Here is a 22,599-nt window from a genome sequence, read left to right as displayed (position 1 = left end):
GCAAGGGCACCCGAATCAGCGGCCTACCTAACCTCAGTTTGTTTCCTGGAACACGTTGTCCGACTTTTGGAAAAGTAGATGCATCCGAAACACTTTCAACTGGCTTCGCGGCTGCTTGCCGAGATCGAGGTCTTTGCTGAAATCGATGTCAGCGCGGTCGGGATTAGCAGCTCATGGCTGGATGGCATGCGGAATCGTGGGATCCCGTTCACGCCGGAGTACTGGTCGGCCACGCAGGGCCCAAGCCGAAAAATGCAGCTCGTTCGCGCTGCCCGTGATATGGAGCGACAGGGATTGCTGCGACGACTAACGGAGCCGCATCGCGACCGAACCACCTACGTCATTCCCAGCATCACATTGCTCCGCCAAGCGATTGAGAAACTCAGCGTTCAAGCTGATATCGACGCGATTTGCTTGGGGCTAAGAAAGACGCACTGGGGCGCGGAGCTCGCAGTTCAATTAGAGCAATGGGCTGCAATCGTGCCTCAAGTTGCTATTCGCCCCGAGGAAGTCGTTCCACACAGTCATCCGGAATCGAAAGCATCAATGAACGACCATTGTCCCAATTGACGTCGATTTGCATCCAGCCTCGTTGAGGATAGATGCCGGCCACGGTTCCGGCGGTGCCAACTGGAATTGGGTCTGGATCGTTGGGCATGGAGATTAGGCGAATGCGATCTCCAATCATTAATTCATTGTTCAATTCGTCGACCTCCGATCATGTTCTCGACTTCATTCGTTGTATTTACCTGCTGCCTACAGAACAGCACCGAGCTGACTTCGGCTCATTGCATCGAAGGCAGTGATCGCCAGCAGGTGCTCGTGAATCAGGATTCCACCAGGCTCGTCGCCTGTGTTGAGGTCTTCGATCTCGAGCAAGTCCGCCAAGGGACGCAAATTGTCCATCACCGCGTAGTAGCACTGACGAATCTCTTGGGCCTTCGCCGGGTCCATGTCGCGAAAGATTCGGCGAAGGGTTTCGGTAGCGTTGCGGCTTTCTTCAGTCACGTTTTTCTCCATACAAGTATCGTTTTTTGTGTAACTCGCAGGTCGCTACCAATGAACCATGACATCTGAATCAGATCAAGCAAGAATCACTATGAATCGGCCGCAGTTTGCTGGTCGAAATTTCGCCCGTTGACGCAACAAAGCGGAACTGGGCCAACTTCCCGGCGAAGACAAAAACTTGCGACACAACGCAACGTGGGGGCCGACACCGCCAACCAACCACCGAGCCAACCATCTACCGATCCAACGATCCCTGTGTCTTTCCACCACGAGATACCAGGACATTGGATGCTCACCAAAACAAAACCAGACGATGTGCGTGAATGTGACCGCACACGCCAGGTCGCCGTCTGCTTGGCCGACGCGATCATCGCTTTGCAGAAACAAGGCCGATTCTTGGCGAAGTCCGAGATCTTTTCCGAAGTTGCCAACGATCGGCTTGACTCGTTTGCGAACTCAGGGATCTGTGTGGACTCGGGTTCGATCTCTGAGTCTCACAAACAAAACAAGGGAGAAAGCAAATGACATTGAATGTCACCAAGGAAGTCGCCACGCTGCGAAAGATGACCGTTGGTGAACTTCGCGAACGTTTCGCGGAAGTCACCGGCGAAAACACCAAGGCCGCTAATCGCAATTGGTTGGTCCGCCGAATCATTTGGCGGATGCAGTCGATCGATGAAGGCGGGTTGTCGGACCGAGCGATCGCTCGGTCACGCGAACTGGCCGGCGGAGCCGATTTGCGTGTCACTGCGCCGCGACAACGCAGCCTGCCGGCCGACGCCGACAAACGAACCAAGGTCGTGCCGTGTGCCCACGCGACGTCACCAGGCCGGCCGTTGCCGGGCACCTTGATTACCCGCGTCTACAAGGGGCAAGAACTCCGGGTTCGTGTACTGGCAAACGGTTTTGAGTACGAAGGCGAGTTCTACAAATCGCTCAGTGCCGTCGCCAAGAAGATCACTGGATCGCATTGGAGCGGCAACAAATTCTTCAATCTCAACTGCAAGGAGGCTGGCCAATGAAAACGTCTAAACGAACCGAACCCGCGAAGGTCGTCCGTTGCGCGATCTACACTCGCAAGAGTACCGAAGAAGGACTCGAACAAGAATTCAATTCGCTTGACGCCCAACGAGATTCGGCTGAAGCCTACGTGGCTTCGCAAAAACACGAGGGCTGGGAAGTCATCACTCAAACGTACGACGACGGCGGTTTCACCGGTGGGAACATGGAGCGACCGGCATTGAAACGCCTGCTCACCGACATCGAAGCCGGCAGGATCGACTGCGTGATTGTTTACAAAGTGGATCGACTTAGCCGCTCGCTGCTCGACTTCACCCGCATCATCGAGACGTTCGATTCGCATCAAGTTTCGTTCGTCAGCGTGACGCAGCAATTCAATACATCGACCTCCATGGGCCGACTCGTCTTGAACGTTCTGCTTTCGTTCGCCCAGTTCGAGCGGGAAATGATCAGCGAGCGGATTCGTGACAAAGTGGCCGCATCGCGCCGGCGCGGAAAATGGTCCGGCGGAATGCCACTTCTCGGATACACCGTCGAGCACAAGAAGCTGATCGTTGACGAAATCGAAGCGACCCGTGTTCGTCAGATCTTTGAGCTGTATCTGGAATACCAATCGCTGCTGCCGACGATTCGCGAGATCAACCGAAGAGGCTGGACAACAAAACGTTGGATCACCAAGAAGGGCGACCATCGTGGCGGACGCGAGTTCACGCGAAACGCTCTGTACAAGCTGCTGACCAATGTCACCTACATTGGCAAGATTAAGTACAAGGACGAAGTGCACGAAGGTGAGCATGTCGGCTTTGTGCCCGTCGAGTTGTTCAACCGCGTTCAAAACCGTTTGACCAACAACGGCAAAGCTGGCGGCACGACGGTTCGCAACAAGCACAACGCTTTGCTCAAGGGCTTGCTGCAGTGCAAAGCCTGTGGCCGCCCGATGACGCATTCCTACAGCAGCAAGGGTAACAAGCGGTACCGTTACTACGTCTGCGGGACGGCGATGCAAAAAGGATGGTCGGAATGCCCGTCGCCCTCGGTGCCCGCCGGCGAAATCGAACGCTTCGTCGTCGAGCAAATCAGAACGATCGGCAGCGATCCTGTGATGCTGGCCCACACCGCCGCGGAGGTTCAATCACGAAGCCAAATCGCTAAGGAGCTACTGCGAGACGAACGCAAAGCCCTCGATCGCCAAATCCGCAATGACCATTCCAAGCTGCAGGCGATCGCTGCCAACACGCACATCGCAGGCAACATCTCAGGCTTGTCAGAGATCCAACAACGAATCCAAACGGCTGACCAACGCTTGAAAGCGATCGCAGATGAAGAATCCGCGCTGGCGACTCAGGAAATTGACCAATCCGACATTCAAAGAGTCTTGGCAGACTTCGACGAAGTCTGGGACGCACTCCCGCCAAGAGAACAAGTCCGCGTCGTTTCGCTACTGGTCGACACAGTCAACTTCGACGGCGCCGGCGGCAACGTCGCCATCACCTTCCACCCGACCGGTCTGAAAAGCCTTCTTCAACAACCTCTGGAGACTGCCCAATGAGTGAATCCCTCACCATCAATCGAAAGTTCCACGTCGCCCAAAAACGCGACGGCCGCAAACAAATGCAAAACGGTGTCGCTCCCAGCAAGCCTACCGGCCGAGTCCCACGCATCACGCGACTGCTTGCCTTGGCCCATCGCTGTCACCGATTGATTCAGGACGGCACGATCATCAACCAAAGCGAACTGGCCCATTACGGCCAAATCTCCACGACCCGCATGACGCAAATCATGTGGATGGACAATCTCGCCCCCGACATCCAAGAAGAAATCCTGTTCCTGCCCAATACCGTCAAAGGCCGCGACCCGATTAAAGAAGCCGACATCCGTCCCATCGCCAAAACGCTCGACTGGAAAAAGCAACGCAAAATGTGGCGAACGATCAAGGACTCTCAACCTGTTAACCCAGACCGAACATGAATCGTCTGGTTCGGTGGGTCGGAAGCAAACGGCGTGGTAACAAGCAGCCACTTTGTGAACAGAGAGCGCGATAGTTCGCAGAGAAAATACCGTTGAGACGGACGCAACTCATGCGAAACTGGGACGGCCTAGTTCGAAAGAGAGGTTTCGGGCAAAACACCGAAACTTGAAAAACGCCCCAAACACGGCGTTTATTGACCGGCCAGACTGGCCGAAGAAGGACTCTCGAAGAGCGAACTGGCCGGTAGGGCCAATTCCGCAGATCGTGAAGAGTACACCCGGAGGGATTCGAACCCCCAACCCTCGGTTCCGAAGACCGATGCTCTATCCAGTTGAGCTACGGGTGCTTAGTTGAGACGTAGTGTAGTGGCTGCTTTTTCTCTCGACTAGTGGTTTAATTGAGAAGAATCGATCAAACGTACTGGCTCCAGGCTGCCGCAACGGATTCATCGAATGCCACCAGAATGACGGTGCCAATACCGCTGTTTGATGAGGTTGCTTCGCGAAGGGTTCGGACGGATACTTCGGCGGCTTGGTCGAGCGGAAAACCGTAGATCCCGCAGCTGATGGCAGGAAATGCAATGGAGGAGACGCCGAGGGCATCCGCCAATACGATTGATTGGCGATAACAAGAGGCGAGTAACTCTCGCTCCCGGTAGCTGCCTCCATTCCAAATCGGGCCCACCGTGTGAATGATATACTTCGCCGGCAGCTTGAATCCATTCGTGATACAGGCTTTTCCGGTGAGGCATCGGACGCCCGGTTTTTTTTGAGGGAACGCTTGGCAGGCTTGCAGCAACGCTGGGCCTGCGGCTCGGTGGATCGCTCCATCGACACCTCCCCCACCTAGCATTGTTTCGTTCGCTGCATTGACAATCGCATCGACTGAAAGCTTGGTGATGTCGTTTCGCTGAACTTCGATTTGGGTCTTCAGCATGATCGTGTCTTCAGCGGGGCGTTCCTTTCGGATCTTCACGCACGTATTTCCGGTTAAACAGGTCAGGATCGAATGGGTTGTCGATCGCCGGTAGACGTGTGGGGCGTGATGTGGTTGATCGTTGCCCGGCAGACGGGAGCCCCACGCGAGACGCAGCCGAAGGGGTTTGCGATTGCATCAACGAGTCGCCAGCATCTTGTTCGTTGAAGGCCTCTCCAACCGGAAACTCCAATGATGGGGCAAAAGATCGTCCCGCAAAAGGGGTGTCGGCAGGCTCCTTTTCCTTGGTCAAAGCAGTTCTTTCCATCGCTGTGATCCAGCGACGTAGGGTGTTTGCGGCCAGATCACGGCGTGTATCGAACTTGACGGACTCGTTGCCATGCGGTGTTTCTGCTTTGAGCAGCAGTTCGCTGTCGGCAGGCGATTGGAGGTCCAGGAACGCGAGCGTCGACAGCAGGTTCTGCCTTGTCATACGAGCAGTAGCAGGACTGCCTAGCGCAGGCGTTACCATTCGCCAAGCTTGGTCGGATGTGTACGAATGACATTGCCCGCAGCGGTTGATCAGCAGGGGCTGGACGTATCGAGCGAAGTCTCGAATTTGTTGGGGAGATTCGGCGATTGTCCGTTCTGCGTCGGTAGGTTCACGTTGAAGCGTGTCGGATGCTGCAGGAATCGTCGTTGACTTATGACTTGTTCCTGAGTCAGCGTTGGCATCGGCTGCTGCGTTGGCATCGGCCGCTCGGCGCAACCGCTCCTCCAGACGTTTCGCTTCGGGATGATTCGGTGCAACCGCGTAGATCTCAACCAAATCCGCTGCAGCGAAGTCAAACAAGTCGTGCTGCAAACACCACTTGATGTCTGCGATTCGGGATTCGGGGGTCGAATCGGCTCGTTGGTCGACTCGATACTGATACAAATCTTGAATGGAACTCGCCCAACAGGCAACCTCTTTTCGCGAAAGCTGGATGGTCGCTCCGCCCTCACGCTGAATCACCACGAATTGTCCAAATTGAGATGCCGTACCGCGAAGCACGTTTCCATTGCGAAGTAGCACGCATTCCGTCGTGGCGCTTGGGACGGACTTGGGTTCCGAGACGAGAGCCTCGTTGCCCTTCAGGTCGGCATCTGCGCCGGCTGGGCGAGATTCCGGCGGATTAAGGTGGGAAGGCGCCGCGTCGATTCGCACATCCGCATGAGACTGTCTTTCTTCGCCAAAATCCAGCGAGGAATCAAAATTGGTTTGCGCTGCGACGATCCGAAGCATCGGTGGATCGTCCCCTTTGGCGACGCCGCCGACCGCAATGAGCGCGAGCAACCCCGTTACTCGCAAAAGTCGTTTCGGTATTCCTTGGCACATGTCCGCTGGCATACCAGTTTCGACCGATCTGCGTCAATCCGAGCAAAATGCACCCGCGATTGAACGCTTTATGAAGGCCCCCTCCATCTCATCGACGATCAGCGTGCTTCATATTTGGCAAAGATCATTTTGCCTGCATTGGTCTGAAGCGTGCTGGTCACACGGACATCCAAGTCCTGGCCGATACGATGTCGAGCCCCTTCGATCACGACCATCGTTCCGTCGTCGAGATAGCCAATGCCTTGCTCTGCACCTTCGCCCGCCTTGATCACTTTGATATGGAACGTTTCATCTGGCAAGAAAACCGGACGAAGCGAGTTGCTGATCTCGTTCAAATTGATTACCGGCACGTTATGTAGCTTAGCTACTTTGTTCAGGTTGAAGTCACCCGTCACGACTTTGCCGTCGAGATGTTTTGCTAGCAACACTAGCTTCAGATCGACTGTCTGGCCGGCGAGTTCGGGAAGTTCGCGATCGAAGATAATCAAATCGACGTTCTGATCCGCTCGCATTCGGTTGAGAACATCGAGTCCACGGCGTCCACGAGTCCGGCGGAGCTTGTCACCGCTGTCGGCGATCGCTTGTAGTTCTGTGAGGGCGAATCGCGGCATGATCAATTGATTGTCAAACACGCCGGTCCCGACCAAATCTGCGATTCGCCCATCGATCACAACACTTGTGTCGAGAACAAGCGGCTTGAAACCCTTGACTTCACGGACAAATTCCACATAGGGAATCAGAAAGCGGAAGTCATCCTTGGTCTGTAGCAGCAAGCTGGTGCAGATGTAGCACATCAACATGCCGATGACCAACTGGAGCCCGCGACCGTTGAACGATTGGTCGATCAGCGGGGCGACCGCAATCCACATGATGTACGTCAACAGCACCCCGATCAAGACACCAAAGTAGATCGCGGAAAGGGTGTCGATTCTCTTGCGAGGTAGAAAAATGTCGGTCACGATCACAATCGCCGCGAGTGACATGATACCGATAAAGATCAGGTAAGGCGTTGCAGTGGGTGTTTCGACAGATCCCTGCGAAAGGGTCGAAATCAGGAATGTGGACACGCCTCCCGCACAGAGCAAGAAAACGCATCGAAGGATAATCAGGGCCATTGGCTGGGCACCATGGGTAGTTGGTCGTGACGGATACGGACTGAGGGTTCAGGGCGTTCTTCAAGAAACAGTTTAAGTGAGCAATGCGGTAGGCCCCAAGGGGATATCGAAAAACGCACGATTTCTTCATGGTTCGCGTTCTGACGTTCCCCATGGGTCCGCTACGTTCCCAATTCAGGATCGGTTTGTCGAGGTGACCTGGTTTCTGCTTTGATTGAGGGTGCGCAAGGGAAACGCAGACGCGAGAACCGTTAGAAACGTCAAAATGGGGTCAACCGGGCGATCTCGAAGTGGCAAATTGGTGGAGGAAGTCGACCTTCGCACGACACCTCGACCTAAGCTTCCAGGGACGTTCTCGATCCTGGTGGCGACACCTTCCACTCCCACGCACGCGATTCCATGATGAATAACCTTCGATTCCGGGCAGGCATGTTGGTGCTGTTCGTCGTGTTGAGTTGCGGTTGCTCGGTTGAATCGGAACAGCTCGAACGACTCACGGGCATCGCATCGAAGTCGTCAATGAGCTCCGCACCAGCGATAAATCCAGCGGAACCTGTTGTCGTTCAGGCCAGCTTCAAGCCAAAGTATCCGGAACGGGAGGACCCCTTTCGATTTCCGGGCGACGAGCCATTGGTGACCGCCAAGCCTGAGTTGAGCGTCACCAAGGCGACTCACGTCGCAATCCTCGGCTTCGCGAATCTCGGGCAAGCGAAAGTGATCGTGAGAATGAACGAGACGACATCCGCGTTAGCCGTAGGGGAAAAGAACGACGGAATCGAAGTGGTGGAAATCAACCCTCCGTCGGCTACGCTCAAGTCAGGCAACTTGGTGTGGACGGCAACAATGTTCGGTCCGACGAAGGATTAGACGGTTTTTCGCGAGACCAGAAAGCTCCGGTCTCCTCGCGTCACGTAGATTGCATCTTCCTGCAGACGCTCGCAGAGATCAACGAGGAATTCAATCAGCCGATCGAAATCGGGTTCAAAATTGAAGGAAACCTCGAAGCGTTCCATCACATCGTGGACCATCTCGTTGGCTTCGTTGGTCCAGTAGCCTTTGACGGGTGTTGGCGTCTGCGTGTACGCTCGGTAGCGATTCATCAGAAACCGATGGATCGCGGTTCGCGCAGTCAATCCGTCGAGGTCAAATCGCGGGTCGTCAAGTTTATGCGACGGAATGTAAAACACCGTCATTTTGCCTAACGCATGCAGATGCGGAACGGAGGTCGATTCTTCACGATTCATTTTTTTTCGTTGCCAGTCTTTCCTGCCGTTGACCCAGTCGCCAAGCGCCCACGAACCAGATTGCGGTCACGGGCAACGCGTACCAATTCAATGCCGTCATGCTGACGCCGATCGCTTGAAGCCCACGAAAAACCTGTGCTGCGATTGCATCGCCTCCACGGAGGACGACGGTGTCAATGAAGTTCTTCGATTTGTATTTCTGCTCGCGATTGACCACCGTGAACAGAACCTCTCGTGCCGGGACGGTGATTCCATACCCGCTTGCTCGTGTCGCGATGACGAGCATGACCAATGCATCGAGCGATTGCGTATTCGCCAAAACCATAAAACCGATGCCATAAACAATCGGTAAGATCGCTAGTGCAACGCTGATTCCGAACCGGCGCAGGACGGCGCCGGTCAGAACGGTTTGCACGAGCAAGGTCAACAGCTGAACGCCGAGATCGAGCGACGCGAACAATCGAATTCGATCGGCGGTCGATTCGATTGCTTGGTTCACAATGTTGGCTTGTTGCAGATAGAGTTGCGTGCCGAGCAATTGGACAAAAAAGAGAAACAAGCAAATCGAGGCCAGGTAAGGCGATTGAACGACTTGCACGATCCCGGTCCATAATCCGCCACCGGTAGGGGAGTCGGAGGTCGCCACAGACGCGGATTGGATTGTGGGGGGCGATGGGACCGAACCGGTGTTTGTTTTGGTCGAATGCAATTTGGCTGAATTCAATTCCAGCTTCCACGCACACACCAAACCCACCTCCAATAAAACGGCTGGAACCAACAGCAGAGTGCTTGTCGAGAATTGGCGAGCCAGCAGCGCCGTGAACAAGGATCCCGCGATGGCCCCCGCCGTACCGCCCGCAGCAATCAATCCGAACAATCGTTTGGCCTGTTCGCTGGTGAACAAGTCTGCCAGCACGCTCCAGAAAACGCTTGTCGCGAACAACGCGAACACGTTGACCCAAACAAAAATCACTCGGGCGGTCCATACACTCACCAAGGAAGATTTGACTTGGAGCAGAGCCCAAAAGACCAACAAGCAGATGGCAAAAAAATGGTAAACGACTCGAACAAGCCAACGTCGCGGTAATCGAATCACCAGCAGCGAATAGATCGGAACGGTGACCAGCATGGCGAGGAAAGTGATCAGAAACAGGTGCGGTAGCTGCTGGGTGCCACCCTCGATCCCCATGGTTTCACGAATCGGACGAATCGCGAAATAGCTCAGCAGAACAAAAAAGAACCATGCAAACGCCCAACCGACACACGCGAATTCGCGCGACTCGATTCTCGACATCCAACCAGTGTCGTCAGAAGACGGAGCGTGCGTCGTAGGTTTTTTTTGCGGTGAGCTAATGGATTCGATCCGTTGCGTCAGAGCTTGGCAAATTGCAAATCGTCGAGCATGACGGTACCATGCTGATGACTCGACGGGTACCCAATTCACTTTCTATCGCAATCGATGCCATGGCTGACTTGATGATTGCCACGACGACCATGGCTGCCGCGTCGGTTGGACTGGCAACCGTTTGCGGATGGAAAGGGTACCCACGCAGCGGCCAATCAACCATTCTTGCCCTTACGATCGCCGTCTCGGCGATGTTTGCATTCCTCTTTTATGCAGCAGGTCGATTGTATTGGGCGCGATGGATCCCCGATTCGGCCGTGATTGCTTGGTCGAACTTGACGCCGTTGTTTGCCGCTGCTGCCACAGGATGGGTGTTTCGCTTGCCAAATACCCCGCTATGGCGGCGAGCCACGCTCGCGGGTCTTTTGGGGCTTGCTTGCCTTGCCGCGGTACTTTGGCCGTTTCTCGGCATTTGGCTACGCCCGACTTTGCCCGCCGGGCACAAGGTTGTGCGGGGGATCACTCGCCAGACCTCTTGGGCTACCTGCAGCCCCGCTGCTGCCTCGACCTTTTTCCGTTTTTCGGGTATCGAGGCTACCGAGGCGGCTCTGATCCCACTCTGTTTGACGGATGCGAGTGGGACGCCCACATTGGGGCTTTATCGAGGCGTCAAGCGGATCGCGAATCAACAGGGTCGAGACGCTCAAGCCGTCTTGATGTCCATGGATGAGCTTGAAAAAAACCATGCTTGGCCGCTGTTGATCATGGTCAAACTTCCGGAGGCCGGTTTCCGTGAGTCCACTTATGTGACCGAGTGGGGTTGGGTACCTGGATTGGGACATACGGTGGTGATTTTGGGGCGAAACGAGGAAGGGCACTACGCGATTGGCGATCCAGCGGTGGGGGCGGAGCTATGGAGTGCCGCGGACTTGAACGTCCTATGGCATGGCGATGCCATACGCTTGGTCACCGATTGACGATATTTTTTGTGTGAGGTTGCTGTTGACAGGAGCGGCTGTGATGCCGTTTGCTGGAGGATGCAAGCGGAAGGCCCCTACGGGGCGCCTCGCATCACAATCACCGATTCCAAGGAGAAGGTTTGAACCTCGAAACCACACCCACCACGACAAAAAAATACGAAATCCGCCAGCTTTCGGATGCTGGAGACGTGCTTTCCGCTCAGGCGGTTGACGCTTCCAGCGGCGAGGCGGCCGCAAAACAATTGAAACAGGTCGTTGACGGCGCCGGAAAAATCGAAGTCTGCCTCGACGGGATATCAGTCAGCGAAATGGGCGTCAGCTACTGGCGAAAACGGGTACGTCGTTGAAGTGACGACGTCCCTCCGTTCTTATTGTATAGTGGAGGCATTCCTCGCCATCGCGTGGTGAGAGTTCGTTGAGATTTCCGGGTCTTGCTACGGTCCTGGCTGACGATTGGCCGCAATGGGGGGCTGCCGCCTGCGCCGAGGACGAAAACTGCGCCGGGAACGAAAAAAACGCAGATCCCAATCGGGACCTGCGTCTTTGAGGATAACATTTGCTTCCGAACGAATGAAAAACAGGAGGTGTCAAAGGTCGGGGCCAGTCTTCGCGATTCGAGCAATCGCCCGCGACGAAGGGAATCCTGGCAATAATGCCGACCTGGGAGCGTGACGACTACGATTTTAATTCTTTTTAGTTCGCTAGAAAAGAGTGCTTTTCTTGAATTTTCTTGCCCCGGACAATACGCCACCCCTGCTCAGAATCGGTGATCGGATTTCCGTGTTGCCAGTGATCCATGGCAGCGGCCAATTCGCGTTGACCGTGCGCCGATGGTTTCTTGATCACTCCTTTGACTGCCTCGCCGTGCCGCTTCCCGAATCGTTTCGGGAACCGGTTGAAGCGGCCGTGTTGGAATTGCCCCGGCCGTCGATCGTTTTGCAACCGCCGACGCCGCGATTCGATTCGGGGGCGTTTCGTTCGGATTGGTCTCAACCCGATTGGGGAGAGGAGGTGGACGAAGGGGACGACGACGAGTTGGAGACACCGCCGACCAGTTTCGTTCCGATTGACCCCTGCCAGCCGGTCATCATGGCAATCCGCGCAGCAATGGGCGAGCATCTGCCACGTGTCTACATTGATCTCGAAACGGATCCGTTCTATCCCTATTCGACGGTGATGCCAGACCCTTTCGCCGTGCGGCATGTCTCACCTGAGATGTTTGCGGCTGCTTTGTTGCCCAGCATCACGCGACCTGTGGATGAGCAAACTCAGCAGCGTATCGTTCATATGGCAAGTCAACTTCGCGAACTTGAATCGCAACACCAGCGGATCTTGTGTGTATGCAGCGTGCTCCATTGGCCGTGGATCCGCGAAGCCTATACCCAGCAAACCAAAGCCGAGAACGAGCCCGTTGCAGAGCCATGGGCTAGGGATCGCGTCCTGCCGGAGCACGATCATGTTCAACCGACCGAGCGATTTGCGGTGGAGAATCGCAGCTTGACTTTCTTGTTTGGTGAATTGCCTTACATCACGGGGCTTTACGAGCGGGCAAGGGCCGAGCTGGATGAAGACGATGATTTGCAAATCGACGGCGTCAAAGAGTTATTGATTGCATCGCGAGTTCGCTATCGCTCGGAACTGGGCAATCGTGCTCGCCGTGTGACGCCGCTGCTGCTTTCCAAGTGCTTGACCTACATCCGCAACCTTTCGCTCATCCATCGACGGATGACTCCGGATCTGATCACGATTGTTACGGCAACCAAACAAATTCTTGGTGACCAGTTTGCGCTGCACGTTGCTGAAACCGCGAACGAGTATTTTTTTGCCGATCACAATACGGCCCTACTTGATCCCTTGCCAGAAGTCAAATTGGGGATCGATCAATGTCGATTGCCAGACGGAGAGACGGTGGAGTTGGTGAGCCGGTTACCGGGGCCACCCATCACGTGGCAGACCATTCAGTTGCAACGGCGGCCCAACCAATTCGAAACGGATCGTTGGAAGTACCGTTGGAACCCACACAGCCAGTGCAGTTATCCGCCCGAGGATGAGCGTATTGAGAATTTTCGGACGCGTGTTTTCGATCGCGCTCGCGCAATCATTGGCAACGACCTGGCTCGGACGGAGAAGTTCACGACGAGTGTGAAGGATGGTATCGACATACGCGATACGCTTCGACATTGGTATGAGAAGCAGATCTACGTGAAGGTGGTGCCGCCAAGTCGTGGCGATCTGGATGCTTGTGTGATGATGTTCGATTCCCCCGCAGATCCTCGCGAATATCCTTGGCGAACCACCTGGTTTGCTGAGCACAAGGACGAATCGACGCTCGCTTTCTTTGCCACGAATTTTCAAGAGGAGCTCGTCGGGCCCGGAATCGGGCTTGGCATTTATGGCGGTGCCTTATTTTTGTACCCGCCAACGATGATTCCCGATGTCTGGATCGATCCACAACTCGATTATGCCGAGACGCTTGAAGAACGCTTAATTGCAGCGGCCTGTTTGCACTCGCGAGGACGAGAAATTGCGTTGCTGTCGGCATTGCCGCCCGGAACCGGCTGGCAGCGACTCGCCAAACGCCACCGCAAACGGTTGGTGCATGTACCGCTCAGCTCGTTTAGCGACGAACAAGTGCAACAACTTCGAATGGTGCACGTTCTCAATGGTACCGAAGTGCGCAGCTACGCCGCTGATTTTATTCGCCGTGTTTAGAGGTCCGCCCCACGGGTCAGCGAGGCCTAGATCTTGCGATCCAAACGCTGCATTCGGCGTGGCGCAATACGAACCGCGAAACGCTACCCAGTAGCATCCGGCTAATCGAACCGCGACGTGAATCTCCCACAACCACCAAGTCACAGCCCTGCTTGTCGCATTCGTTGACGATCGATTCTCCCACATGAGGTGATTCGATAATGTCGAGTGAAATGCGATCTCGCAGCATCGGGAATAACTCGCGGCCGGTTTCAAGGTGTCGCATCGCCGCCACACGTTGCTCGGTACGATATTGAACGATGTTCGGCATCAGATCCTGGCTGAAACCCTCAAACAAGGGGACCACACCAAGCAAATGCACCCGAGTGCTTGCGTCCCACTCCAACTTGGCAACCTCCTCACACGCGCGCTGTGACGCAGGCGTCTCGTTGTAGGCAAGGGTCAGGTCAAGGGGATCGGTTGCTTCATGGTGAGAAGAGCCACGCACGACAATCACATTGCACGGTGCGTGGGTTGCGACGTAGTCACTCGTGCTTCCCAGTAGCATTCGGCCGATGCCGGAATGCCCCTTGGCCCCCATCACAATCATGTCACACTTGGATGCCTCCGCCGCCTCGACGATGCTGTGGCCGATGTGACCGTGGACAATCTGCTGGCCAATCGAATCCGCTTTCTCACTTAAAATCGATTCCGCTTTCGCCAAATAGGCCTTTGCTTCGGCCTCTTGATGCTCGCGAAAATCTTTCAAGAGTGGATCGGCTGCATCGGCATCGTGCGACGGAATGAACACATTGGTTAGCAGCGTAAGGTTCAGGGGGCCCACCAAAGGCAGGCGACAAAGGAACTTTGCCGCTTGCTCTGCTTGCTGCGAGCCGTCCGTTGCAAAAATCACGTTCGTCATCAGTAAATCGCCTTGATTGAGTCGTTAATGAAGCTCGCTCGAGCGAATGCCTCGCTCGGCTTGTTTCCCGTCTTCCTGCTGAATCGCCTGAGGCGGCGTACGGCAAACCAATACCGGACAAGGTGAATGACGCAAGACCTCGCTCACCACACTGCCGACAAACCAACGCATGAACGGTCCTCTGGCGTGGGTACCCACGACCAACACGACACTCCCAAGCTCTTTTGCCTTTGCGACGATTTTCTCGCTGGCAATCCCCACCTCCAAGAAACGTTGGACACGATCGGGCGGCAGCGACACGGCAATCCGATCAAGTACCGCACGCAGCTCAACGGGAGTGTCGGTGTTGCAAACCGGCAGTCCAACCGACGAAATGTCCGCCGCGACGGGATCGACGGGATACCAAACGTGAACCAAGTCTAGATTGGCGTCACGACGGAGCGCCTCGTCAACGGCAACGCGGACCGCCTCCTCGCTGGCGGCGGTAAAATCGGTGGCACACAGAACGGAAGGCCTAGTCATTGGATTTTCTTTCTCAATACGAAGATAAGAGCACGACCCGTCCGGGCAAAACACCGTGCATTCCCTATACCAACCGATGGTACTTCAAAATAGCACTGGATGAGCGGAATGGAATCATAACAACTGAGCTAATACGCTCACGCTGTCTTTCCGGTGTGCTTATTAGCACACCTTAGCGTGTTGTCGAAATAAATGAATGTACAAGACTCGGTTCAGGGCCATTGGCAGGGACGCAACCGCCGCGGCATTTGCATTGGGGCCGTCGCGGTGCTACCTCCATGCGGCAGCAAGCGTCGGAGCGTCGAAACCCTTCACAAGCCCCCTCTGCCCAACGGTTGAGATGCAACGAAGTGATGGGGATTGTATTCGATCATCGCGGGTATGAACATCATGAATGCGAGGCGGCCTAATGCGTTCTTGATCGACGAGATTGTTTTCGGAGGTCACGTCAAATCGAAAAAGGCGTTTGGGGGTTACCGTGGCGTGCAAGGCTCTGCGGAAACGCTTGCCTCCCTCAGAATGCGGATGCCGCCTCGGACGACAATTCCGGCGATCAAAATGCCGATGATGAGGTCTGGGATCTGGGATTCAAGTAACAACACCAAGACACCGGATAAGATCACGCCAGTATTGGCAATCACGTCGTTGGCGGAAAAAATCCAAGATGCGCGAAAGTTGACATCGCCATGCCGGTGTTTGGCGAGCAGCAACAGGCAAAAGGCATTGGCCGCCAAAGCGATCGCTCCCATGATCATCATCGCCGAACCGACCGGTTCGGCTCCGAGGACGAACCGCCGAGAGACTTCAAAAAGAACCCCAGCTCCGAGCACGATTTGAAGTGCACCGCTTACCGCTGCGGCGGCACGTCGAATTCGTGCTGCCCGACCAACGGCATACAAGCTGATGGAATAGACACTCGCATCGGCAAACATATCGAGCGAATCCGCGGTCAGCCCCGTCGATTCCGCCAGGATACCAACCGTGATCTCGAGGATGAACATGAGCAGGTTGATCAGTAAGACGAATCTCAACGTCTGCCGCTGCTGTTGATCAGTTGGTTCAAATCGGCATCCGCAATCCGTCATGATCCTTCGGCTCCCTGTTGCTCATTGCGGTTCTTGGTGCGGAAAGCCCGCCTGACATCGCATCAGGCTGCAAAGCGAAGCTCTCGACCCGGTCGTTCGGGGGTGTTGCCTTTCTGTCTTGGCATCGTTTGTTCTGGTTCAAGCTCATTCGAGACAAGAGAAGGGTAGTGCAAGTCGCAAGGCGTGGGCGTATCTTAGTGGGTACGTCAGTCCGAATGAAGGCTGGGCAATTGCAAGGGCAAGCTGCAAACGTCGCGACTCCGCAGAACAACGACGGAACAGGGGCTGACTTGATAGCTGACCGCATTGACGTTCTCACCCACCTCTGAGAAATCTCCAGGGCTTGCCTTTGCGGTATCGATCACTCGCTTCCAATCACCGATTGCGCCTTCATGGATTCCGAAGGTGGTCGTCTGGACGCCCGCATTGATCATCACGTACAGGTCAACATCGTTTTGTGACGCGCCATGCAAGCAGTACGCGAGTTGCTGCGACGATTCTGACAGATCCACCGCATGATTGGCGCCATACCACTTCACATCGTCTCGCCAGAATCGAGAACGACTGATCGACGGATGCGATTTGCGGAACGCAATCATCAGCTTAAAAAAGCGAAAAATATCGCCAGCCTCGGACAGTCGACTCCAATCCAGCCAACTGGTTTCGTTGTCTTGATTGAAAGGGTTGTTGTTGCCGTGCTGTGTCTGCAAAAACTCATCTCCCATTCGAAACATCGGAGTACCGTTGGAGAGGAGGAGCAGGCAGGCAAAATTCTTGACCTGTTGTCTGCGAAGGTGTTCGACTTCCTCGGGCACCAAATGATCCCCCTCCCATCCACAATTCGAACTGAATTCGTTTGCTCCATCTCGGTTTTCTTGCCCGTTCGCTTCATTCCGTTTGTGGCTATAGGAAACCAGATCGTAGAGTGTGAATCCGTCGTGGGAGGCAACGTAGTTCACACTTAGCATCGGCTGGAAGGCGTGCAAACGGTCATCGGGAAACAAATCGTCACTTCCGTAGAGCCGAGTCATCAGATCGCCGACCATCCCCGAATCACCTCGAACGAACCTTTGAAGTGTGTTGCGATAGTGAGCATTCCATTGCATCCAGCGTTGCCCGGGGAATTTGCGTCCCAGTTGGAATTCACCCTCGGCATCCCAAGGTTCTGCGATCAATCGGTTGTTGCTCCGTTCCAGGCCGGATACGATTTCGCTGATGATGGGCGGATCATCAATGTTGATGGAACCGTCTGAATTGCGCGTAAAAATCGACGCGAGGTCAAAACGAAATCCATCGACATGCGCGTCCGTATCCCAGTAACGCAAGCTATCGACAATCATCTTGCGAGTGGAACGGTTTGCGGTATGCAACGTATTGCCTGTACCGCTGTAGTTCGCATACGGTCGGTCTGGGAGCCCCGTCATCATGTAGAAGGAGGTGCTGTCAATGCCTTTGAAACTGTAGATCGGACCGGTGTGATCCCCTTCGCAAGTGTGGTTATAGACGACATCTAAGACCACTTCGATTCCCACCCGGTGGAGTTCCTTGACCATCGTCCGGAATTCGGCTTGCTGGTTGCCGGATTCGGGATCGGTACCATAGCGATGGTGGGGTGAAAAGAAATTGAGCGGCATGTAGCCCCAGTAGTCACCGGCGTCGGGATCGAACTGGAATACCGGCATCAATTCCAATGCGGTGATTCCAAGTTCAAGTAGATACGGGATCTTTTCAACAATACCGAGAAAGGTGCCACGTTTTGCGAGGGGAACACCCGAATTGTCTCGCTGCGTGAACCCACGAACATGCAGCTCGTAGATCACCAGATCATGATCATGTCGAGGCCGAAGATCCTGTTCCCAGTCGAACGGACATTCGCATGCCGAGAGGACACCGAGCGGGGCCCGGCCGGCATTGGATCCTGGCCCGCATGCCGCGTCCCGACGAAAGCCTTTGGGGAAAAAGACGGTCCGCGCATAGGGATCCAGCAGCACCTTGCTGTAGTCGAAATGGTGATAATGGTAGCCGGCGCCGGGTGCTGGGCCATCGATGCGGTAAGCATAGTAGCGAGCATCGGTGATGTTCGACCTCGCCACCCGGCAATGCCACACCGGCCCTGACTTGTTCTTGAGATAGTCGTAGGTGAACTCGAAACAGGGGTGGACGAGATCGTCAGCGGAGTACAGCACCAACTGTACGACCTCGGCATGCTTGGAATAGAGGGAAAAGTTGAATGCGCCCTGTTCCGCATTCCAACTGACTCCAAGCGGCAACGGAGAGCCTTCGATTCGTTCCCAGCGGTTCATGATTCTTGATTATAGTGCAGACAGAACGAAACGTGTGCATCAAGCAAACTCGGTGCCGCCAAGGACTCGTCCGATGGCACCCAAGTTGCTGCTGATCCAATTCATCGACGGTTTTGCGAGGCATCCAGAGTCGCGACGGGTCTGTCGCAGGAGAGGGCCCGCGTTCTTCACCAAAGCGAGGCTTGTCGATGTCAGATTCGACGATCCACCGAAACTCGACGAGGAATCCGTCCGCGGGGGAGTCCTTTCGGTGATGACGCCGGTTAGCCTGTTTTGTACACTTCCTCCGAATTAGTTTGAATCACTTCTTCCATGAGGATCATCGATGTCGGTGACGATTGGCTATTGCACCAATGTGCATGCGGGCGTTGATTTGCCGGCGATCCGCGACAACCTGCAGCGCCATGCGACCGATGTTCATCGGTTGATGACAGGCGACGAACCGCTGGGCGTTGGTCTTTGGCTGCCAGAAAAAGCAGCCCGTGAATTGGCGGGCTCGGGACCAAGCGGAAGCCATTCGCTGAGCGATTTTCGACAGTTTTTGGACCAACGCCACTTGCAGGCGTTCACGATCAACGGTTTTCCGTACGACAATTTTCATGATCCGATCGTCAAACATCGTGTTTACGAACCGGCGTGGTGGGATCCTCGGCGATTGAATTACACCAAGCAACTAGCAACGATCTTGCTAGGACTGATGCCGCCGACTCAGCGGATTGGATCCATTAGTACGTTGCCGATCGGTTGGCTGGATGATCTCGTGACGACCGAGCAAATGAACCGGGCCGGGGAAAACCTGCGGGAATTGGCGGCATTCCTAGCCAGGATCGAGTCGCGGTCGGGACGTCAAATCGTCGTGGCCATCGAACCCGAACCGGGATGCATTCTCGATACAGCCGAGGATGTCCTCGGGTGGTTCGAAAGAGAGTTACCCGATGCGGCCCACCGGCGCCATTTGACCGTTTGCCACGACGTATGCCACAGCGCCGTGATGATGGAATCTCAAGCGGAGGTGCTGCGTAAGTATGCGGCCGCAGGGATCACGATCGGCAAGGTGCAAGTTAGCAGCGCTGTCGTCGCCGATTGGGATTCGATGGCCATCGGGCGACGCCAAGAGACTGCCGAGCAGCTTGCCGGTTTTGCCGAAGACCGCTACTTGCACCAAACCGGCCGCTTGCTTGAAGACGGGTCATTTCGCCTGGCCGAGGATCTTCCCAATTTGCTCGACCAGATCCCACGCAGCGGCGATCCGGCGGGAGGGGACCGGCGCTGGGTGGTCCATTTTCACGTGCCGATCTTTCTGGAACGATTTGGCCGCTTGTCGACGAGCCAAGCAGAGATCCGTCATTGTCTGCTCGCGTTACAGAGGCCGACGAGCGAATTGGAGCCGAGGATCGAGTTCACGGGGCATTACGAGGTCGAAACCTATGCCTGGACCGTGTTGCCGGAGGCGATGCGAAAACGGGAACTCGCCGACGACATTGCCGCAGAACTCCGCTGGCTTCAAAAGGAGCTGATCGATTGCTCGTAAGGTTGGCGAACGCCCTTTGCCACACTCCGCGTTTGCAGGGCTTTTCGCGGCCGATCAAGCCGGGTACGATTGACTTCTATGAGCGATGAAACCCTTACGAAACGCAGGCGACTGTTACGGAACTTGGTTGTCATGGCCCTTGCGGACGGTTCACTCGGTGAGCGAGAAGTCAACTTGGTGGCAGATCGTTGTCTTGCGCTGGGCTTGGACGAGCACGATTTGCAAAAGGCAGTCGAGTTTGGACTGGGCGACAACGCAGCATTGGAATTGCCGGTTGATCCGCTGGAGCGTGAGGCACTGCTTGGAGAACTCGTTCGAGTGATGGCTGCGGACGCGCATCTGGAAGAAGCCGAAAAACGTCTGTTTGCCTTGGCGGCGGTGATGATGGATTTATCGCGAGCAGATGTCGATCGGATCATCGATGCGACGCTCCACCCCAAGAAATCCCCGTAGACCTCTCGGCCCCTCCAAAAGCATCTTCTTTCGTGGCTCGCATCCTGATTACGTCTGGCCCCACGCGGCAGTACCTCGACCCGGTTCGCTACCTCACCAATGCGTCGAGTGGTCGGATGGGGGCTGCCCTCGCTGTGGCTGCCATCGATCAAGGTCACGAAGTTGTGATTGTTTCGGGTCCGGTGAGTGTCGATTACCCTTCGGCTGCTCGGCTGATTCCAGTCGTCACGACCGATGAAATGCTAGCCGCGTCGACTGCTGCGTTCGCAGATTGCGATGGAGCGATTGGGGCGGCGGCTCCTTGTGATTATATGCCACGGTTCATACAAACACAGAAGATTGCCAAGACCGGCGAGCCGCTGCAGTTGGAATTGGTGGAAACCGCCGACGTCGTCGCCATGCTGGGACAGAAAAAACGGCCCAATCAATGGGTCGTAGGGTTTGCCCTGGAAACCGAGGATCGCCGCTTCCGGGCAACCGTGAAACTAGAGAAGAAATGCTGTGACCTGATCGTCAGCAATGGTCCGCAAGCGATTGATTCAAACGAAAACGATGTCGAGCTGATCAATCGCGAAGGAGCCGTGATCGCTTCGATTCATGGTGACAAAGAGCATGTTGCTCGTGAACTGATGAGCAAGATTAGCGAGCAGCTGTCCTAAACGGCTCGATCGGGATGCGACATTATAGCCCAGTTTTTGGCGGCCGGATCGCAACATTGAATCCCCCAGTTGGTTTAGGGTGGTTTTCGCATGTCGCAGTTTATCCGCGACAATCGATACCACACTGGGGAGAGATCGATGAGTAGAAACAGACGGCTTCGAAATTCCGCCCCCTGGCAATCAAAGCGTCGCAGGCGTCTTTCCGCTGAATTGCTGGAGTCGAGGCTGCTTCTGACCGCAGAGATGGAAATCTATGGGCCAGTCGATTTGAGCGACCACTATAGCGCCGTGTATGCCGAGCAAGCTTCTTCAGCTGAGGCGGCCCAGACTTACTCCAGCCAGTACAGCGACGACTACTCCAGCCAGTACTCCGACGACTACTCCAGTCACTACGCCGAGGACTATTCCAGCCAGTACGCCGACGACTATTCAAGCCAGTACGACTCTTCGTTGGCAAGCGACCCGTTCGGCCAAGACGCTAGCTTGCAGCAGACGGTTGTTCTCAATGGCTCGCAAAGTGGCAGCATTTCCGAACCCGGCGAGATCGACACCTTCTCGCTTTCTCTTGATCTGGGCCAAACACTGTCATTGACATTGCAAACCGACGATCCGTTGCACGCCTTGGTCGAGGTCCGAGATCCAGGAGGCACGATATTGGGGAGCGCAACGGCGCCGGCTCCCGGCAACACATTGCTGCTGCAAACCGTTCCAATCCTTGGTAGTGGAACGTACCAAATTCGAGTGAGTGGCGTCTCAGGTTCCACAGGTGACTATGTTGTGGACACGGTTTTGAATGCTGCGATGGAATCGGAAACCTGGCTGGGGACAACGAACGATACGCCATTGACACGTCGATCAACACTTCGCCCGGCCAATCATTTAACGGAACCCAGGTGATTTTGCGAGAAAGCATCGGTGACACCGACACGTCCATCCTGGGAGCATCGAACTTGAACGCGTGTGCGGTAAACCTATCGGCGTCCGGCTCGGACGGCACTTTCTTGAACCTTGCTTGTGATACCACGGGGGGCTTTGAGACGGTTGCCAATGACGCGGACACGCTTAGTTACGCAGCTTTTGGGCCCACCTTGATGCAGCCCGGCAAGGACTCTGACGATCTCGGCAATAAACAGCGGGAAGTTCTTATTGGGACCGTTGATCTGGTTGCACCCTCGACGATTGGGGAAACGGTTTTCCGTTTGTCTGATTTCAACCCGGCATTAGATGGTGATTTCACCACTTTTGACAGCAGCGTGGCGGGCTTGGGTTTAGAAAGTCTGGCTGTTTCGTCGGGGGGATCATTCAACACTCGCTCCTTGACGGTGACCGCCGTTCCCGAGCCTTCGAGTCTTGTGTTGATCGGCGGGTTTATCACCCTGGGGGCTTCTCGCCGCTGTAGAAAGAACGCCCTATTGGATGGCTAGCAGTTCGCCTGGGATTGGACAAGTTCAATGAGCGT

At 55.2% G+C, this 22,599-nt stretch carries 25 protein-coding genes and 1 tRNA gene; 14 read left to right on the top strand and 12 right to left on the bottom strand.

Going from position 1 to position 22,599, the window contains the following annotated elements:
• Positions 1-78: 78 nt before the first annotated feature.
• Positions 79-570, top strand: a complete 492-nt coding sequence (locus Poly41_RS14135) for a hypothetical protein (protein WP_146526865.1) — start codon at positions 79-81, stop codon at positions 568-570.
• Here Poly41_RS14135 and Poly41_RS35685 read toward each other — a convergent pair.
• Both Poly41_RS35685 and Poly41_RS14125 read right to left on the bottom strand, forming a co-directional pair.
• A complete protein-coding gene (locus tag Poly41_RS35685; RefSeq protein ID WP_390621426.1) occupies positions 494-658 on the bottom strand; it encodes a DUF4314 domain-containing protein in 165 nt (54 codons plus the stop codon). The two genes, Poly41_RS14135 and Poly41_RS35685, sit on opposite strands and share 77 nt — an antisense overlap.
• 98 nt (positions 659-756) lie before the next feature.
• Entirely contained in the window at positions 757-1,008 is a 252-nt protein-coding gene (locus Poly41_RS14125; RefSeq protein ID WP_146526863.1) for a hypothetical protein, read from the bottom strand.
• Between the two features lie 288 nt (positions 1,009-1,296).
• Here Poly41_RS14125 and Poly41_RS14120 point away from each other — a divergent pair, with 288 nt between their 5' ends.
• From Poly41_RS14120 to Poly41_RS14105, 4 genes are read left to right on the top strand one after another with little or no spacing between them, the layout of a single operon-like run.
• Positions 1,297-1,533 carry a hypothetical protein gene (locus Poly41_RS14120; protein WP_146526861.1) on the top strand — a complete coding sequence of 79 codons (237 nt, stop codon included), beginning with the start codon at positions 1,297-1,299 and terminating at the stop codon, positions 1,531-1,533.
• Positions 1,530-2,030, top strand: coding sequence for a DUF2924 domain-containing protein (locus Poly41_RS14115; protein ID WP_146526859.1), 501 nt, complete (start codon positions 1,530-1,532; stop codon positions 2,028-2,030). The genes Poly41_RS14120 and Poly41_RS14115 overlap by 4 nt, the downstream gene beginning before the upstream one ends.
• Positions 2,027-3,577, top strand: a complete 1,551-nt coding sequence (locus Poly41_RS14110) for a recombinase family protein (RefSeq protein WP_146526857.1) — start codon at positions 2,027-2,029, stop codon at positions 3,575-3,577. Before Poly41_RS14115 ends, Poly41_RS14110 begins: the two co-directional genes overlap by 4 nt.
• Complete coding sequence (locus Poly41_RS14105) at positions 3,574-3,996, top strand: hypothetical protein (protein ID WP_146526855.1); 423 nt, start codon at positions 3,574-3,576, stop codon at positions 3,994-3,996. The genes Poly41_RS14110 and Poly41_RS14105 overlap by 4 nt, the downstream gene beginning before the upstream one ends.
• Before the next feature lie 273 nt (positions 3,997-4,269).
• Here Poly41_RS14105 and Poly41_RS14100 read toward each other — a convergent pair.
• The 4 genes from Poly41_RS14100 to Poly41_RS14085 all read right to left on the bottom strand — a co-directional run bounded on the left by Poly41_RS14100 (position 4,270) and on the right by Poly41_RS14085 (position 7,405).
• A tRNA-Arg gene (locus Poly41_RS14100) sits at positions 4,270-4,343 on the bottom strand.
• 65 nt (positions 4,344-4,408) lie between these two features.
• Positions 4,409-4,933, bottom strand: coding sequence for an O-acetyl-ADP-ribose deacetylase (locus tag Poly41_RS14095; RefSeq protein ID WP_146527155.1), 525 nt, complete (start codon positions 4,931-4,933; stop codon positions 4,409-4,411).
• Between the two features lie 10 nt (positions 4,934-4,943).
• On the bottom strand, positions 4,944-6,248 hold the full coding sequence (locus Poly41_RS14090; protein WP_146526853.1) for a hypothetical protein: 1,305 nt from the start codon (positions 6,246-6,248) through the stop codon (positions 4,944-4,946).
• 140 nt (positions 6,249-6,388) lie between these two features.
• Positions 6,389-7,405 (bottom strand): PIN/TRAM domain-containing protein, encoded by a 1,017-nt coding sequence (locus Poly41_RS14085; RefSeq protein ID WP_146526851.1) that lies wholly within the window; start codon positions 7,403-7,405, stop codon positions 6,389-6,391.
• 399 nt (positions 7,406-7,804) lie between these two features.
• On the opposite strand from Poly41_RS14085, the gene Poly41_RS14080 reads away from it, so the two are divergent.
• Entirely contained in the window at positions 7,805-8,272 is a 468-nt protein-coding gene (locus Poly41_RS14080) for a hypothetical protein (protein ID WP_146526849.1), read from the top strand.
• Here Poly41_RS14080 and Poly41_RS14075 read toward each other — a convergent pair.
• Positions 8,269-8,649 (bottom strand): hypothetical protein, encoded by a 381-nt coding sequence (locus Poly41_RS14075; protein WP_146526847.1) that lies wholly within the window; start codon positions 8,647-8,649, stop codon positions 8,269-8,271. The two genes, Poly41_RS14080 and Poly41_RS14075, sit on opposite strands and share 4 nt — an antisense overlap.
• Entirely contained in the window at positions 8,639-9,943 is a 1,305-nt protein-coding gene (locus Poly41_RS14070; protein WP_146526845.1) for an NTP/NDP exchange transporter, read from the bottom strand. The genes Poly41_RS14075 and Poly41_RS14070 overlap by 11 nt, the downstream gene beginning before the upstream one ends.
• A 125-nt stretch (positions 9,944-10,068) precedes the next feature.
• On the opposite strand from Poly41_RS14070, the gene Poly41_RS14065 reads away from it, so the two are divergent.
• The 3 genes from Poly41_RS14065 to Poly41_RS14055 all read left to right on the top strand — a co-directional run bounded on the left by Poly41_RS14065 (position 10,069) and on the right by Poly41_RS14055 (position 13,686).
• The gene (locus tag Poly41_RS14065) at positions 10,069-10,971 is read left to right on the top strand and encodes a cysteine peptidase family C39 domain-containing protein (RefSeq protein ID WP_146526844.1); all 903 of its coding nucleotides are present in this window, start codon (positions 10,069-10,071) and stop codon (positions 10,969-10,971) included.
• A 122-nt stretch (positions 10,972-11,093) separates the two neighbouring features.
• Complete coding sequence (locus Poly41_RS14060) at positions 11,094-11,321, top strand: hypothetical protein (protein ID WP_146526842.1); 228 nt, start codon at positions 11,094-11,096, stop codon at positions 11,319-11,321.
• 373 nt (positions 11,322-11,694) lie between these two features.
• Positions 11,695-13,686, top strand: a complete 1,992-nt coding sequence (locus tag Poly41_RS14055; RefSeq protein ID WP_146526839.1) for a hypothetical protein — start codon at positions 11,695-11,697, stop codon at positions 13,684-13,686.
• A gap of 16 nt (positions 13,687-13,702) precedes the next feature.
• Here Poly41_RS14055 and Poly41_RS14050 read toward each other — a convergent pair whose 3' ends face one another.
• From Poly41_RS14050 to Poly41_RS14035, 4 genes are all read right to left on the bottom strand, one after another.
• The gene (locus tag Poly41_RS14050; RefSeq protein ID WP_146526838.1) at positions 13,703-14,587 is read right to left on the bottom strand and encodes a universal stress protein; all 885 of its coding nucleotides are present in this window, start codon (positions 14,585-14,587) and stop codon (positions 13,703-13,705) included.
• 24 nt (positions 14,588-14,611) lie between these two features.
• On the bottom strand, positions 14,612-15,109 hold the full coding sequence (locus tag Poly41_RS14045; RefSeq protein WP_146526836.1) for a universal stress protein: 498 nt from the start codon (positions 15,107-15,109) through the stop codon (positions 14,612-14,614).
• Between the two features lie 473 nt (positions 15,110-15,582).
• Positions 15,583-16,194, bottom strand: coding sequence for a cation transporter (locus Poly41_RS14040; protein ID WP_146526834.1), 612 nt, complete (start codon positions 16,192-16,194; stop codon positions 15,583-15,585).
• Positions 16,195-16,400: 206 nt separating this feature from the next.
• The gene (locus Poly41_RS14035; protein WP_146526832.1) at positions 16,401-18,497 is read right to left on the bottom strand and encodes a glycogen debranching protein; all 2,097 of its coding nucleotides are present in this window, start codon (positions 18,495-18,497) and stop codon (positions 16,401-16,403) included.
• Positions 18,498-18,822: 325 nt separating this feature from the next.
• Here Poly41_RS14035 and eboE point away from each other — a divergent pair, with 325 nt between their 5' ends.
• From eboE to Poly41_RS14010, 5 genes are all read left to right on the top strand, one after another.
• A complete protein-coding gene (eboE, locus tag Poly41_RS14030) occupies positions 18,823-20,028 on the top strand; it encodes a metabolite traffic protein EboE (protein ID WP_146526830.1) in 1,206 nt (401 codons plus the stop codon).
• Between the two features lie 78 nt (positions 20,029-20,106).
• Positions 20,107-20,481 (top strand): TerB family tellurite resistance protein, encoded by a 375-nt coding sequence (locus tag Poly41_RS14025; protein ID WP_146526828.1) that lies wholly within the window; start codon positions 20,107-20,109, stop codon positions 20,479-20,481.
• Positions 20,482-20,513: 32 nt separating this feature from the next.
• Entirely contained in the window at positions 20,514-21,140 is a 627-nt protein-coding gene (locus tag Poly41_RS14020) for a phosphopantothenoylcysteine decarboxylase domain-containing protein (protein WP_231615654.1), read from the top strand.
• Between the two features lie 138 nt (positions 21,141-21,278).
• Positions 21,279-22,037, top strand: coding sequence for a hypothetical protein (locus Poly41_RS14015; RefSeq protein WP_146526826.1), 759 nt, complete (start codon positions 21,279-21,281; stop codon positions 22,035-22,037).
• Positions 22,034-22,564, top strand: coding sequence for a PEP-CTERM sorting domain-containing protein (locus tag Poly41_RS14010; protein WP_146526824.1), 531 nt, complete (start codon positions 22,034-22,036; stop codon positions 22,562-22,564). The genes Poly41_RS14015 and Poly41_RS14010 overlap by 4 nt, the downstream gene beginning before the upstream one ends.
• Positions 22,565-22,599 lie beyond the last annotated feature (35 nt).

Source organism: Novipirellula artificiosorum, from assembly GCF_007860135.1.
In the GTDB taxonomy this organism is placed as follows: domain Bacteria; phylum Planctomycetota; class Planctomycetia; order Pirellulales; family Pirellulaceae; genus Novipirellula_A; species Novipirellula_A artificiosorum.
The sequence above is the reverse complement of the archived record's forward strand: the minus strand, read 5'-3'. Positions and strand labels throughout refer to the sequence as shown.